Annotated in this window: 13 protein-coding genes and 1 pseudogene; 11 read left to right on the forward strand and 3 right to left on the reverse strand. The window is 69.6% G+C overall.

The window, feature by feature from the left end:
* The first annotated feature begins 203 nt into the window (after positions 1–203).
* The 3 genes from IE134_RS29765 (at position 204) to IE134_RS29775 (ending at position 3,238) form a co-directional block, all read left to right on the forward strand.
* Complete coding sequence (locus IE134_RS29765) at positions 204–1,181, forward strand: daunorubicin resistance protein DrrA family ABC transporter ATP-binding protein (protein WP_030720899.1); 978 nt, start codon at positions 204–206, stop codon at positions 1,179–1,181.
* A complete protein-coding gene (locus IE134_RS29770) occupies positions 1,178–1,981 on the forward strand; it encodes an ABC transporter permease (RefSeq protein ID WP_030720896.1) in 804 nt (267 codons plus the stop codon). Before IE134_RS29765 ends, IE134_RS29770 begins: the two co-directional genes overlap by 4 nt.
* A 114-nt stretch (positions 1,982–2,095) precedes the next feature.
* A complete protein-coding gene (locus IE134_RS29775) occupies positions 2,096–3,238 on the forward strand; it encodes a nucleotide disphospho-sugar-binding domain-containing protein (protein ID WP_030720893.1) in 1,143 nt (380 codons plus the stop codon).
* Positions 3,239–3,305: 67 nt separating this feature from the next.
* On the opposite strand, the gene IE134_RS29780 is transcribed toward IE134_RS29775, so the two are convergent.
* Both IE134_RS29780 and IE134_RS29785 read right to left on the reverse strand, forming a co-directional pair.
* Entirely contained in the window at positions 3,306–4,424 is a 1,119-nt protein-coding gene (locus tag IE134_RS29780; RefSeq protein WP_030720890.1) for a DegT/DnrJ/EryC1/StrS family aminotransferase, read from the reverse strand.
* Positions 4,421–5,404: an NAD-dependent epimerase/dehydratase family protein gene (locus IE134_RS29785; protein ID WP_189432248.1), complete on the reverse strand. Its 984-nt coding sequence runs from the start codon at positions 5,402–5,404 to the stop codon at positions 4,421–4,423. Before IE134_RS29785 ends, IE134_RS29780 begins: the two co-directional genes overlap by 4 nt.
* 159 nt (positions 5,405–5,563) lie before the next feature.
* On the opposite strand from IE134_RS29785, the gene IE134_RS29790 reads away from it, so the two are divergent.
* Complete coding sequence (locus IE134_RS29790; RefSeq protein ID WP_030720884.1) at positions 5,564–6,277, forward strand: class I SAM-dependent methyltransferase; 714 nt, start codon at positions 5,564–5,566, stop codon at positions 6,275–6,277.
* 129 nt (positions 6,278–6,406) lie between these two features.
* Complete coding sequence (locus IE134_RS29795) at positions 6,407–7,057, forward strand: FMN-dependent NADH-azoreductase (protein ID WP_030720881.1); 651 nt, start codon at positions 6,407–6,409, stop codon at positions 7,055–7,057.
* 84 nt (positions 7,058–7,141) lie between these two features.
* On the opposite strand, the gene IE134_RS29800 is transcribed toward IE134_RS29795, so the two are convergent.
* On the reverse strand, positions 7,142–8,116 hold the full coding sequence (locus IE134_RS29800; protein ID WP_030720879.1) for a helix-turn-helix transcriptional regulator: 975 nt from the start codon (positions 8,114–8,116) through the stop codon (positions 7,142–7,144).
* Positions 8,117–8,195: 79 nt separating this feature from the next.
* On the opposite strand from IE134_RS29800, the gene IE134_RS29805 reads away from it, so the two are divergent.
* From IE134_RS29805 to IE134_RS29830, 6 genes and pseudogenes are all read left to right on the forward strand, one after another.
* Entirely contained in the window at positions 8,196–9,020 is an 825-nt protein-coding gene (locus IE134_RS29805; protein ID WP_097883632.1) for an NmrA family NAD(P)-binding protein, read from the forward strand.
* A 313-nt stretch (positions 9,021–9,333) separates the two neighbouring features.
* Positions 9,334–10,740, forward strand: coding sequence for an NDP-hexose 2,3-dehydratase family protein (locus IE134_RS29810; RefSeq protein WP_229823767.1), 1,407 nt, complete (start codon positions 9,334–9,336; stop codon positions 10,738–10,740).
* Positions 10,741–10,751: 11 nt separating this feature from the next.
* Positions 10,752–11,078: an antibiotic biosynthesis monooxygenase family protein gene (locus tag IE134_RS29815; RefSeq protein ID WP_030720870.1), complete on the forward strand. Its 327-nt coding sequence runs from the start codon at positions 10,752–10,754 to the stop codon at positions 11,076–11,078.
* A 54-nt stretch (positions 11,079–11,132) separates the two neighbouring features.
* Positions 11,133–13,418, forward strand: a complete 2,286-nt coding sequence (locus tag IE134_RS29820; protein ID WP_050513820.1) for an ATP-binding cassette domain-containing protein — start codon at positions 11,133–11,135, stop codon at positions 13,416–13,418.
* 155 nt (positions 13,419–13,573) lie between these two features.
* On the forward strand, positions 13,574–14,590 hold the full coding sequence (gene rfbB, locus IE134_RS29825) for a dTDP-glucose 4,6-dehydratase (protein ID WP_030720865.1): 1,017 nt from the start codon (positions 13,574–13,576) through the stop codon (positions 14,588–14,590).
* 147 nt (positions 14,591–14,737) lie between these two features.
* Positions 14,738–15,098: pseudogene (locus IE134_RS29830) on the forward strand (crotonyl-CoA carboxylase/reductase); the annotation flags it as partial.

A 15,098-nucleotide genomic window follows, 5' to 3' on the forward strand; every position in this document is an offset into this window, starting at 1 on the left:
GTCAGCCAGAGAGCGAGGTGGCTCCCTGGCTGCTTTCGACGTGTCCGCGGGGCATATTCGGCCAGCCGCCGTCCCACCGTCACGACCCCAGGGATCGGGGACCGAAGCTGACCGCGATCCTTCCTACGGTGGGTCCGGCCCGCCGGGAGACCACCGGCCGGCCGCTGCGATCACACCGCGCAGGTACCGCTCATGGAGGACCTATGACCAACGCGATTGTCGCCGAGGGGCTCAGAAAGAAGTTCGGCACCCATACCGCCCTGGACGGGGTGGACCTGACCGTCCCCGAAGGATCCGTACTGGGACTTCTCGGGCCCAACGGCTCCGGCAAGACCACCACCGTGCGCGTCCTCGCCACCCTCCTGCGCGCCGACTCGGGACGGGCGACCGTCTCGGGCCTGGACGTGCGGAACGACGCCGTCGCGCTCCGGCGCAAGATCGGCCTCTCCGGCCAGTACGCGGCGGTCGACGAGGACCTCACCGCCCGGGAGAACCTCCGGATGATCGGCAGGCTCTACCATCTCGGCATCACCGAGAGCAGCAGGCGTGCCGACGAACTGGTGGAGCGCTTCGACCTCACCGAGAACGCCGATCGCCAGGTCAAGGGCTACTCCGGGGGAATGCGCCGCCGCGTGGACCTGGCCTGCGCGGTGGTCTCCAAGCCCGAGGTGCTCTTCCTCGACGAGCCGACGACCGGGCTCGACGTCCGTAGCCGGATGGCCGTCTGGGAGGTGATCGGCGAGCTGGTGAGCGGTGGCAGCACCCTGCTGCTCACGACCCAGTATCTGGAGGAGGCCGACCAGCTGGCCGACCGGATCACCGTGATCGACCGGGGCCGGGTGATCGCCGAAGGCACCCCCGACGTCCTGAAGGACCGGGTCGGCGGAGAGCGCATCGAACTGACCACGCGCACCGCCGAGGACGCCCGGCACGCCGGTACCCTGCTCGCCGAACTCTCCTCGGGCGAGCCCACGGTGGAGGAGGCGGACAAGCGGGTGATCGTGCCCGTCAGCGACGGCCCGGCCACGCTGGTCTCCGCGATCCGGCTGCTCGATCAGCAGAACCTCAAGCTGGCGGGAGTCACCCTGCGCCGGCCCAGCATGGACGAGGTCTTCCTCGCCCTGACCGAGAACTCCGACACGGCGGCGGCCGACGGCAAGATCAAGGAGCAGGTCCGTTGAGCGCCTTCACCCAGGCCGTCGAGGACGGCCTCGTCCTCACCAAGCGCAACGTTCTCAAGAACCTGCGCAACCCCGACATCGTGGTGTTCACCAGCGCCGCTCCCATCGCCTTCGCGCTTCTCTTCGGGTTCGTGTTCGGCAGCGCGATCGACGTGCACGGCTCGAACTACCGCGAGTTCATGATCATCGGCATCCTGACCCAGACGATGCTGCTGACCGCCTCCAACACCGGTGTGGGCATCGCCCACGACATGAAGCTCGGCCTCGTGGACCGGTTCCGGTCGCTGCCCATCTCGCAGTCCGCGGTGCTGGTCGGCCGGACCAGCGGCGACGCGGTGAACAACGTTCTCGTGATCATTCTGATGTCGCTGACCGGTCTGCTGATGGGCTGGCGCATCCGGTCCAACTTCCTGGACGCCGCGCTCGCCTTCCTGCTGCTGTTCCTCTTCGCCTACGCGGCCTCCTGGATCACCGCGGCGATCGGTCTGACCGCGAAGTCGCCCGAGGTGCTGGGCAACGTGATGCTGATGGTGCTGCTGCCGCTCACCTTCATCTCGAACTCGTTCGTGCCGAGTGAAGGGCTGCCCAAGGTCCTCCAGGTCGTCGCCGACTGGAACCCGGTGTCCGCGGTCGTCGAGGCGTGCCGGCAGCTGTTCGGCAACATCCCGGCAGGCCGGCCGGAACCGGAGGTGTGGCCGCTTCAGCACCCCGTCCTCTCGGCCTTCCTGTGGGTGGCGCTGATCCTCGTCATCTTCGTACCGCTGTCCATCCGCCGCTACGCCAAGGCCGTGGGTCGCTAACCCCTCTTGCCCGGATCAGGCCGGGCTCGACCCGGACGGAAGAACCTGACCGAGGGCCCGACGGGTGCGCTGGACGCCCGGGGCCCTGTCCCAGATGAACGAAGGAGATCCATCGTGCGGTTCCTGTTTGTCGTCGGAGGCGGTTCGGCTCCCGTCCACGCCAGCGTGCCCCTCGCCTGGGCGGCCCGTGCCGCCGGGCACGAGGTCCTGGTCGCCTCACCCGAGGAGAACCTCGACCTCGTCACCGGCCTCGGGCTGCCCGCCCGCGGTGTGACCGACCTGGGCATGGGCGACGCCATGCTCAAGGACCGGCAGGGCAACTGGCTGCCCATGCCCACCAGCGAGAGCACCGAGATGGACTTCGCGGGCCGGGGCTTCGCACGGCTCTCGGCGGCAAGCTACCAGGGCACCGAGGAGCTGGCCGAGGCCTGGCGGCCCGACGTGGTGATCGGCGGGGAGTACAACCACGCCGCCCCGCTGATCGCCCACAAGTTCTCCATCCCCCTGGTGAGCCACACCTGGGCCATCTACGACCGGACCGACATCGACTGGCAGGGTGCGACCGACGAACTCAAGCCGGAATTGGCCGCGTTCGGACTGGACGCGATACCGGAACCCGCCCTGTTCGTCGACATCACGCCGCCGACGGTACGGCCCGGGCACGCCGAGCCCGCCCAGCCGATGCGCTGGGCTCCCGGTAACCCGCAGATCGCGCTGGAGCCGTGGATGTACGCCAAGGGCGACCGCCCCCGCGTGGTCATCACCTCGGGATCGCGCAGCGTCTTCATCCCGGCCCTCGGGCTCGACTTCTTCCGCCCGCTGCTCGGCGGATCCGTCCTGGGCGGCGGCGACGTCGAGGTGATCGTCGCCGCCCCGGAGCCGGTCGCCGCCCAGCTGCGCGCCGAATTCCCGGACGTGAGGGCCGGCTTCGTCCCGCTGGACGTGGTCGCCCCGACGGCGGACCTGGTGCTGCACCACGGGGGCGGGGTCACCGTGATGACGCTGCTCAACGCGGGCACCCCCCAGCTGGTCCTGCCGGAGATCCTCGCCTCCGCGATCCCGATGCGCCCGGTGGACGAGTTCGGGGCATCCATCACGCTCCCCTCGCACACCGTGCCCGTGGAGGACACCGAGGCCGCGGTGTCGAAGATCCTCGGCGACACCTCCTACCGCGCGAAGGCCGGCGAACTCGCCGCGGAGATCGCCTCGATGCCCTCCCAGGCCGAGGTCGTGAAGGTCATCGAGGGACTCGTCTGACCCCGGGGCCCACACGAGGAGGAGGGCCACCCCGCCGGCGCGGGGTGGCCCTCCTCTCGCGTACGGCTCAGAAGGAGAGGACCACCTCGCGCACCGCGGAGATCACCTTCTCCTGGAGCTCGACCGGCAGCGACGGATACATCGGCAGCGAGAAGATCTCCTTCGCCAGACGTTCCGTCACCGGCAACGAGCCCTCCCCGTAGCCGAGTTTCGCGAAGCCCGACATGGTGTGCACCGGCCACGGATAGCTGATGTTGAGGGTGATCCCGTAGCCCTTGAGCGCCTCGATGATCTCGTCCCGGCGCGGGTGGCGGGCCACGTAGACGTAATAGACGTGCTCGTTGCCCTCGTTCACCGACGGCAGGAGCAAGCCCTTCTCGGCGAGATCGCCGAGTCCCTCCTCGTACCGCCTCGCCACCGCCCGGCGGCCCTCCACATAGGTGTCCAGCCGCGTCAGCTTCCGGCGCAGGATCTCCGCCTGAACGGCGTCCAGCCGGCTGTTGTAGCCCGGAGTCTCCACCACGTAGTAGGTCTTCTCCATCCCGTAGTAGCGCAGTCGCCGCAGCGAGGCGTCCACCGCCTCGTCGTCCGTGACGACCGCGCCGCCGTCCCCGTACGCGCCCAGCACCTTCGTCGGGTAGAAGGAGAACGCCGCGGCCCTCCCCATGGTCCCGGCCAGCTTCCCGTGGTGCCGGGCACCGTGCGCCTGCGCGCAGTCCTCCAGCACGGCCAGGCCGTGCCGCTCCGCCAGGTCGTTGATCGCGCCCATGTCCACGCACTGCCCGTACAGATGCACCGGCAGCAGGGCCTTGGTACGGGGAGTGATCGCGGCGGCCACCTGGTCGATGTCTATCAGGTAGTCCTCCTCGCGGATGTCCACGAACACCGGGGTGGCGCCGACGCCGTCGATCGCCACCACCGTGGGCGCGGCGGTGTTCGACACCGTGATCACCTCGTCGCCGGGACCGACCCCCACCGCGTGGAGCCCGAGCCGCACCGCGTTGGTCCCGTTGTCCACGCCCGTGCAGTGGGCCAGCCCGTGGTAGTCCGCGAACTCGCGCTCGAAGCCGTCGACACTCGGCCCGAGCACCAGTTGACCTGAGCTGAACACCGTGTCGACGGCCTCCAGCAACTCCTCCCTCTCCTGCTCGTACTCCGGCAGGTAGTCCCAGACGTACGCAGTCATCGCGGATGGTTCTCCGTTTCGTTTAGGGGGTGGTGTTCGTCCCGCGGGCCCTGGCGCTCGACGAACTCGAGCCAGAATCCGTCCACCGCCTCGGCGAGGGAACGACGGGAGCGCCAGCCGAGCAGGTGCTCGGCCGGCGCGGTGTTCACGAGCGACCATTCCTCGGTGGAGTGCTGGACCCCCACGTCCGAACGCTCCCGTACCGACGCGGGCAGCCCGCTGCGCTCGATGAGCATGTCGACCAGCGTGCGGACGGAGGTGCTGTGGCCGCTGCCGATGTCGACGATCTCGCCGGAGACCTTCGAGTCCACGGCCGCCACGACCGCGTCGGCGACATCGCGTACGTCCACGTAGTCCCGGTGGGCCAGCAGCGGATCCAGTTCCACCGCCGCCGGCCGGCCGGCCGCCGCCCACAACTGGCCGGCCACCCGGCCCAGCAGGCTGACGTCGGGGCTGCGGGGGCCCGCCAGATTGGCGATGCGCAGCACCATGCCCTCCAGCTCGCCCGCCCCGATCCGCTCCAGCACGGCCCGCGTCGCCGCGAGCTTCGCCCGGCCGTACGCGCTGGTCGGATGGGCGGGCACGGCGACGTCCGACGCCGTCCCGACCCGCATCCGGCCGTACTCCAGCACCGAACCCAGGTGCACCAGCCGTGGCCGGGTCTCCATCAGCGCGAGGATGTCCAGCAGCCGCAGCGTCGGCGCGGCCGCGGCCTCCCACATCTGCGCGTCGGTGTTGCCCCAGATGCTGCCGGTGGAGTTGACGACGGCGAACGGCGCCAGCGCGTCCAGCCGCTCGGCGGACTCACGTGCCGGCCGCCGCGCGAGGTCGAGGGCGAGGAACGGGCCCACGACCTCGTGATCGGGCGGCCTGCGGGCCACGACGGCCACCTCCGTGCCGCGGCTCTCCAACGCCGCGCACACATGCCGTCCGACGAACCCCGTGCCGCCCAGGACGACGACCCTGCCATTCGCGGACATGCTGTCCCTTCCTTCGCTGAGAACAGGCCCTGCACAGCGAAGACTGGTACGGGGCGATCGGGATTCACTCAAGCCCCGGCCGGGTTCCAGCGGCGCTCGACGGGCGGGGGCGACCCTGTGGGCGCCGCACCCCACCTGTCCGGCCAACGGAGGAGTCCCATGTACGGCGCCGAGTCAGCGAAGTTCTACCACGCACAGCACACCGCACGGGGCAAGGACTACCGGGCGGAGGCGGAGACGGTCGTCGAGCAGATCCAAGCACGCCTGCCCGGGGCGGCCTCGGTGCTGGACGTCGCCTGTGGCACCGGCGGGCACCTCCCCGCCTTCGCCGAACTGATCGGGCACACGGAGGGCATCGACCTCTCCGAACCGATGCTCGACATCGCCCGCACCGACCTGCCGCATGTGCCGCTGCACGTCGGCGACATGCGCTCCTTCGACCTGGGCCGCACCTTCGACGCCGTCACCTGCCTGTTCGCCTCGATCGGCTACGTGTCCTCCCGTGCGGAGCTGCACGAGACGGTCCGACGCTTGGCGCTGCACACCAACCCGTCCGGGGTGGTCGTCGTCGAGCCCTGGTGGTTCCCCGAGACCTTCATCGACCGCTGGGTCTCCAGCGACGTCATCGAGTGGGAGGACACCACTGTCGCCCGCGCCACCCACACCGTCCGCGAGGGGAACACGTCCCGCATGGAGGTCCACTACCTCCAAGCGTCACCGGCCGGCGGCGTCCGCTACTTCACCGAGGTGCACCGCGCCATGCTCTTCAGCCGGGAGGAGTACGTGGAGGCCTTCGAGGAGGCCGGGCTGCGGGCGGAGTACGTCCCCGAAGTGCAGTCGAGGCGTGGCCTGTTCATCGGCACCCGCCGCTGATCCACCGGGCCGCCGCACCTCGTGCGGGCGCGCAAGCGCTGCTCCGACCAAGTTCGAGTGACGCCCGCCAGCATGCGGTCACGGGCGTTCATCACCGGCGTTCGCCGTCGCACACGAGAGGCACACCCCATGGTCCACCTGCTGCACATCGACACCTCGCCCTCGCCGTACTCCGTGTCCCGCAGGCTGGCTGCCTCCTTCCGCGAGGTGTGGAACGAAGCACAGCCCCAGAGCACGGTGACCTACCGCGATCTCGTCGCCGAGCCCGTTCCGCACCTGGGAGGCGACGGGGCGGCGACCCTGATGGCGGAGCCGCAGACCGATGGGCAGCGCACGGCGGCGGCACTGCACAACGAGCTCGTCGAGGAGATCCTCGCCGCCGACGCCCTGCTCATCAGCGTGCCGATGCACAACTGGACGATCCCCTCCAACCTCAAGGCATGGCTGGACCAGTCCCTCATCCTGGGCCGCACGCTGCCCTACGACCCGCGCGCCAACCCGCTCGCCGGGCGTCCGGCGACCATCGTGCTCGCCCACGGCGGCGACTACACCCCCGGCTCCGAGGACGCGGCCATGGACCACTGCGGCCCGTATCTGCGCACCGTGGTGGAGCAGGTCCTCGGCTACCAGCTGGAGTTGATCACCGCTTCGCACACGGTCACCCCGTTCACCTCCGAGGACCCGGTGGAGCTGGAGAAGGCGGCCGCCTCGCTCCGGGCCGCCGAGGCCGCGACCGTGGAGCGGGCGCGGACGGTGGCCAACAAGCTGGTGCGGTCCTGACCACGGCACAACCGCGGACGGCGGCGGCCGGAGCGGGCACCCGAGGTGCCCGCTCCGGCCGCCGCCGTCCGTCGTCCGCGCGGCTCAGCCCCGCGCACCGTCCCGGGCCCAGGCCGCACGGTGCAGCCGGCAGCTGAGAGTCCGCAGGTGCTCCACCAGCTCGGGCGGCTCCTGCACCTCGAAGTCGAAGCCGAACGCGGCCACCCACACCGCGAGGTGGTCCAGGCTGGTGGAGCCGATGCGGAGCACGCAGGTGCGGTCGTCGAGCGGTTCCACCACGCCCAGTGACGGAGGCACTTCCAGGGCCACCTCGCCGGCCGAGCCGTGCATTTTGATCACCGCGCGGTAGCGGTACTGGCCGCTGGTGACCGCCGACGCCACATAGGAGGCCATGTCCTCCGAGGGCAGGGGCTTCGGAGTGAACCGCGGCCCGTTGGGGATCCGCAGCGCCATCCGGTCCACCCGGAAGCTGCGCCAGTCCTCCTTGCCGGTGTCCCAGGCCACCAGGTACCACCGCTGCCCGTCGTGGACCAGCCGGTACGGCTCCACATCACGCACGGTAGCCGACCTGTCGCGCGCGGTGTAGTCGAACCGCAGCCGCTCATGGTCCCGCACCGCCGACGAGATGGCGGTCAGCATCGCCGGATCGACCGTGGGCGCGAGCGTCGGCATGGTCACCAGCGCCGCGCTGAGCGCGTTGACCTGGTAGCGCAGCCGGGAGGGCAGCACCTGGTCCAGCTTGGCCAGGGCCCGCACCGAGATCTCGGCGATCCCGGTGATCGCGCCGCCGGCCGCGGTGCGCAGCCCGACCGCCACCGCGACCGCTTCCTCGTCGTCCAGCAGCAGCGGCGGCAACGACGCTCCGGCGGCCAGCTGGTAGCCGCCGCCCACTCCGCCCATCGCGTTGATCGGGTATCCGAGGGCCCGCAGCTTGTCGACATCACGCCGGACGGTTCGAGGGCTCACCTTCAGGCGGTCGGCCAGATCGGGCCCCGACCATTCCCGATGGGCCTGGAGCAACGCAAGGAGACGCAGCAGTCGAGCCGAGGTTTCCAACATGGACCGACCTTCTCATCAACCGAGGACAGGAGGTGACCGCGAATGCTTTTAGCGTGGCCATCAGACCGAAGGAGATCTCATGACCATTCTCATTGCCGGTGCCACCGGAAACGTCGGACGCCCCCTGGTGGAGCAGCTGCTCGCCGCCGGACACCCGGTGCGCGCGCTCACCCGTAACCCCGCCAAGGCGAACCTGCCCGAGGGCGCCGAAGTGATCGCGGGGAACCTCTCCGACACGAGCTCCCTGGTCGAGGCCTTCAAGGGGGTCACGGCCGCCCATCTGATCAGCTTCAACGGTGAGGACTTCTCCCCGCTGGAGAACGGCCCGGAGATCGTCAAGCTCGCCAAGGAGTCCGGCGTCCGCAAGGTGACCGTGCTCAAGGGCGACGTCACCAAGAGCCCCCTCGAGGAGGCGGTGGAAGCCGGCGGCCTGGAGTGGACCTTCCTCTCGCCGGTGGAGTTCATGTCCAACGCCCTGGAGTGGACCGAGTCGATCAAGAACGAGGGCGTCGTCCGCGAGGCGTTCGCCCAGGCGAAGAGCGCGATGGTGCACGACGCGGACATCGCCGCCGTCGCCGCCGTCGCCCTCACCTCCGACGGGCACGCGGGCCAGGAGTACTGGATCACCGGCCCGCAGGCGCTGACCCCGCCGGAGAAGGTACGCGCGATCAGCGAGGCGCTGGGCCGCGAGGTGAAGTACGTCGAGCTGAGCCAGGACGAGATCGTCGCCGAGTGGCGTCAGACCGGCTACTCCGACGAGGACGTCGAGTTCTTCCTCACGATGCGCACCAACCCGCCGGAGGCCGGCTACACCGTGCAGGACACGGTGGAGCGGGTCACCGGCAAGCCCCCGCGGACCTTCGTCCAGTGGGTCAAGGAGAACGCCGCGGCCTTCACGGCCTGACACCCCACGACGGGAGCCGAGCGGGCCACCCCCGACTCGCTCGGCTCCTTCCCTCCCGGAGCGGCCCGACCAACGGCCCTCCCGGCCGGCGCGCATCCCCGACCGGGCCCCGGGGGTGCGCGACCCGGCACCGCCCGCACCCTCGCCCGTGACCGTTCGAGCGCGATTGCAGGCGGTATCGAGCCCGGGAATCGATCGTGGGCGGGTCGTCGACCTCAACTCCCCGGGGGCTGCCTTGACCACTCATCCGCGGACGCCCCGGGCAGGGACGACGGCACCCCACGACCCCGCTCACCTGCGGATCGCGAGATCCGTGGCGGCGGACACCGGGGCCGGTGCCGCGGACCGGTTCCACCGGTGGCTCGCCGCACAGAAGCAGCACACCGACATGCTGGTCCGGCAGGTCGCGCTGGAGGACCTCGCCGGCTGGCACGCGGAGCCCGGCACCGGGAACCTCGTCCATGAGACGGGCCGTTTCTACTCCGTCGAGGGCCTGGACGTCCATCTGCCCGGCGCTCCTGTCGAGCGTTGGCAGCAGCCGATCATCAACCAGCCGGAGGTGGGCATCCTGGGCATCCTGGTCAAGGAGTTCGACGGTGTCCTCCACTGCCTGATGCAGGCGAAGATCGAACCGGGCAACCACAACGGACTCCAGCTGTCGCCGACCGTCCAGGCCACCCGCAGCAACTACACCCGGGTGCACAAGGGGGCCGAGGTCCCCTATCTGCACTACTTCCGCGACACCTCGCGTCACCAGGTGCTCGCCGACGTACGCCAGTCCGAACAGGGCGCCTGGTTCTTCCGGAAACGCAACCGTAATATCGTGGTCCAGGTGACCGAGGACGTCGAAGTGCGCGAAGGATTCACGTGGTTGACGTTGCATCAGTTGCATGAGCTGCTCATGCTGGACGACCTGGTGAACATGGACGCCCGATCGGTCCTGGCCTGCCTGCCCTTCACCGGGCCGGGCCTGCCGCAGGTCCTCGGCACGCCGGCGGACGACTTCACGGCCGCGCTCGTCCGCTCCTGCGACGAGCGTGCCGACGTACCGGAGAACCTGGCCGGCGTGCTGCACTGGATCACCGACGTCCGCACCCGCCGGGACGTCGTCGCCGAGCGGGTCCCGCTGCGGGCGCTGGCGGGCTGGCGTCGGGACGACGGCCGGATCGCGCACGAGAGCGGCCGGTTCTTCCGGGTGACCGGGGTCGATGTCGCGGCCACCGGTCGCGAGGTCCGTGCCTGGGCCCAGCCCATGATCGAGCCCTGCGGCGAGGGCGTGATCGCCTTTCTGGCCCGCAGGATCGACGGCGTCCTGCACCTGCTCGTCCACGCCGCCACGGAACCGGGGTACGCGGACGTCGTCGAACTGGCCCCGACGGTCCAGTGCACCCCGGCCGCCCTCGACGCACTGCCCGCCGGGGCGCGCCCGCCCCACCTGGACGCGGTGCTGAACGCCGCCCCCGAGCGGATCCGCTTCGACGCGGTGCACTCGGAGGAGGGCGGCCGCTTCTACCACGCACGCAACCGCTACCTGATCGTGGAGACGGAGGAGGATCTCGGGGCCGGAGCCCCGGATCACCGCTGGCTCACGGTGGCCCAATTGGTGGCCCTGATGCGACACAGCCACTACGTGAACGTCCAGGCGCGCTGCCTGCTCGCCTGTCTCCACAGCCTGACCGCCCGGTCCGGCCCCGCACAGCCTTCCGTCGCCCTGTCGTAAAGGAGAGCACCATGGCCCAGCAGGACACTCCGCAGCCCCAGGTCACCTTCGTGAACAGGTTCACGGTCTCCGGGAACCCGCAGGAGTTCGAGGACGCCTTCGCCCGTATCGCGGCCTTCATGAAGGAGCAGCCGGGCATCATCGGCTACACCCTGTCCCAGGACGTGAAGGACCCCCAGCGGTACGTGAACATCGCCCGCTGGGAGCACGCGGGGGCGCTTCGCGCGGCCGTCGGCCACCCGGACTTCCAGACCCACGTCAAGGAGCTGCGGCAGCTCGCAGAGAGCGAGTCCGAGCTGTACGCGGAACGGCACCGCTATCTCGACCGCACCGTGTGAACCACATCCGGTTCGGTATCACCCTCCCGAAGAAGAACGTGAACAGGCCCTGAAATGACTGAAGTCGAGCGCAACGACAACAACGACGCGCAGTACATCCGCCTTGAGGGTGCGCGCGAGCACAACCTCAAGGACGTGTCGCTGCGGATCCCGAAGAACAGGATCACGGTATTCACCGGCGTCTCCGGGTCGGGGAAGTCGTCGATCGTGTTCGACACCCTGGCCGTGGAGGCGCAGCGGCAGCTCAACAGCACCTACGACTGGTTCATCCGCAACCAGCTGCCGAAGTACCAGCGCCCCCACGCGGACGTCATCGAGAACCTGACCGCCCCGGTGGTCGTCGACCAGAAGCCGGTCGGCGGCAACGCGCGGTCGACGGTCGGCACGATGACGGACCTCTACTCGTCGCTGCGTGTGCTGTTCTCACGCCTGGGCACGCCGTACAACCCGCCCTCGGCGTACTCCTTCAACAACCCGCAGGGCATGTGCCCGGAGTGCGACGGCCTCGGCCGGATGCGCCGGGTGGACGTCGACCGGCTGCTCGACCGGACGAAGTCGCTCGACGGGGGAGCGATCCAGCTCAGCACGCACAAGCCAGGTGCGATGGACTGGCAGATGTACGCGAAGTCCGGGCACTTCGACACCACCAAGGTGCTGAGCGACTACACCGACGCCGAGTGGGAGATGCTCCTGCACGGCAGCGGAGGCACCGTGAAGGTGTCCACGGCCAACACCACGGCGACCCTCAAGTACGAGGGCGTCGTGGCCCGTTTCGCCCGGACCAACCTCAAGCGCGACCTCAGCTCGCTCAGCGAGCGCGGCCGGGCCAACATCGAGCGGTTCATCACGCTGGGGGAGTGCACGGGCTGCGGCGGCACCCGGCTGAACCCCACCGCGCTCGCCACGACCATCGCCGGCCGCACCATCGCCGACTGGACGCGGATGGAGATCAGTGACCTGATCAAGCTCCTCGACGGGATCGACGACCCGGTCGCCACCCCGATCGCCGCGGGGATCCGCACCGCCTTCGAGCGCATCGAGGGCATCGGTCTCGGCTATCTCTCGCTGGACCGGGAGACCCTGTCGCTCTCCGGCGGCGAGGCCCAGCGGCTGAAGACGGTGCGCCACCTCAGCAGCAGCCTGGTCGGCATGACGTTCATCTTCGACGAGCCCAGCACGGGTCTCCACCCGCGCGACGTGGGCCGGCTCAACGGCCTGCTGCGGGAGCTGCGGGACATGGGCAACACGGTGATCGTCGTCGAGCACGACCCGGACGTCATCGAGATCGCCGACCATGTGGTCGACGTGGGCCCCCGAGCGGGCGTCCACGGCGGGGAGATCGTCTTCGAGGGCAGTTTCCCGGAGCTGAAGCGGGCCGACACGCTCACCGCCGTCTGTCTGCGCCGCACCGCGGACGTGAAGGAGGACGTCCGCCCCCCGACGGGGAAGCTCGCCGTGGAGAACGCCGACCTCCACAACCTCCGCAACGTCTCGGTCAGCATCCCGACCGGAGTCCTCACGGCCGTCACCGGGGTCGCCGGATCCGGAAAGAGTTCGCTGATCACCGGAGCGTTCCTGGACGCGTACCCGGACACGATCCTGGTCGACCAGACCGCCATCAGGGCTTCCTCGCGGTCCACGCCCGCCAGCCACCTCGACATGATGGACACGATCCGCAAGCTCTTCGCCAAGGCCAACGGCGTGCCGGTGAGCCTGTTCAGCTTCAACTCGGCGGGCGCCTGCGACGAGTGCAACGGGCGCGGTGAACTCGTCGTGGAACTCGCCTACATGGACCCCGTCCGAACCCGGTGCGAAGTCTGTGAGGGCCGACGGTTCAAGGAGGAGGTCCTGGCCTACGAGCTGCGCGGGAAGTCCGTCGCCGATGTGCTGGACCTGTCCGCCGAGAGCGCCGTCGAGTTCTTCACCGAGCGCGAGGTCCTGGACAAGCTGACCGGCCTGACCGATGTCGGCCTCGGCTATCTCACCCTCGGCCAGCCGCTGAGCACGCTCTCGGGCGGCGAGCGCCAGCGCCTGAAGCTCGCGGGCCGGCTGCACGGCTCCAAGTCCGTGTACATCCTCGACGAGCCGACGACGGGCCTGCACATGTCCGACGTCGACACCATCGTCGGGCTGATGAACAGCCTGGTGGACCGGGGCAACACGGTCATCGTCATCGAGCACAACCTGGACGTCGTCCGGCAGGCCGACTGGGTGATCGATCTCGGCCCCGGCGGTGGCAAGCACGGTGGCCAGGTCGTCTTCAGCGGCACACCGAAGGAACTGCTGGAAGCGGACGGCACCGCCACGGGGGAGTACCTCCGCCGCTACCGGACCGCCTGAGCCGGTCACTCGACGCAGGAGGGGCGGGTCCACCGACGGGTGGGCCCGCCCCTCCTGCGTGCGCCCTGTCGTGGCGGACGAGCGCGTCTGGGGGTGCGGTCGAATCCCGCTCGACCTCGGGCCAGGATCCCGCCCCGGGACACTAGCCTGCGGCCATGACCTCGATACTTGTCACGGGCGCGGCAGGTTTCATCGGATCGCACTTCGTCCGGCACTGGTTGCGCCGGTACCCCGATGACACCGTGGTTGCCCTCGATGCGCTCACCTACGCCGGCTCGCTCTCCAACCTGGAGGACCTCGGCGACCGTGTGATCTTCGTCCAGGGGGACATCGGGGACGAAGCGCTCGTACGCAAACTCCTCGCCGAACACCGGACCGAGAAGGTCGTCAACTTCGCTGCGGAGTCGCACAACAGCCTCGCCGTACTGGACCCCGGGCGCTTCTTCCGCGCCAACGTCCTCGGCACGCAAGGGCTGTTGGAGGCGTGCCGAGCGGTGGGCGTCGAACGCTTCCACCACATATCCACCTGCGAGGTGTACGGAGACCTCGCCCTCGACTCCGACGAGATGTTCACCGAGACGAGCCCCTACCGCCCCCGCACCCCCTACAACGCCAGCAAGGCCGGGGCCGACCATGTGGTCCGGGCCTACCACGAGACGTACGGCCTGCCGGTGACGATCACCAACTGCGCCAACAACTACGGCAGTCACCAGTTCCCCGAGAAAGTCATCCCCCTGTTCACGACCCGGGCGCTCGACGGCCGGCGTCTGCCCGTGTACGCCTCCAGTGGCAACCGCAGGGAGTGGATCCACGTCCTGGACCACTGCGCGGCCGTGGAGACCGTTCTCCTGAAGGGAACGCCCGGCGAGATCTACCACGTCGGCACGGGAGTGGAGGCCAGCGTCGACGAACTCGCCGACCTCGTGCTCGACGAACTCGGCCTGCCGCGGTCTCTGAAGGAGACCGTGCCCGACCGCCCCGGCCATGATCGCCGCTACCTCCTCGACTCCAGCCGTATCCGGCGCGAACTCGGCTGGGAGCCGCGGATCCCCTTCGCGGCCGGAATCCGGGAGACCGTCCGCTGGTACGCCGACCACCGTTCCTGGTGGCTTCCGCTGATCGGCCGTAGCCCGGTCGTCGAGAACGACTGGAGCGCGGCCGGATCCCGTTAGGGCTCGCAGATCATCAAGGTGTCGCTTCTCGTCCTGGGGACGTCCCGGCCGTCGCGTGGGCGGCCGGGACGACTGGACCGCCCGCCCCACCTCTTCCGGTAGCCGCGGCTACCCCATCACTGCCCACCGGAGGTAACCCCCGTGACCATGAAGGACATCCTGAACGCGATCCAGTCGCCGGACTCGGTGTCCGCCGACTTCGCCGCTCTGCCGCTCCCCGAATCCTGCCGGGCCGTCGTCCTGCGGCGTGAGGACACGGAGATGTTCTCCGGGCTTGCCAGCCGCGACAAGGACCCCCGCAAGTCGCTCCACCTGGAGCAGGTGCCGGTGCCCGAACTCGGCCCCGGCGAGGCCCTGGTGGCCGTGATGGCGAGTTCGGTGAACTACAACACCGTCTGGAGCGCGATCTTCGAGCCGCTCCCGACGTTCGCCTTCCTGGAGCGTTACGGGAAGTTGAGCGAGCTCACCAAGCGTCATGATCTGCCGTATCACGTGATCGGCTCGGACC

Origin of the sequence: Streptomyces rubiginosohelvolus, assembly GCF_014649875.1 — a bacterium.
GTDB lineage: Bacteria > Actinomycetota > Actinomycetes > Streptomycetales > Streptomycetaceae > Streptomyces > Streptomyces rubiginosohelvolus.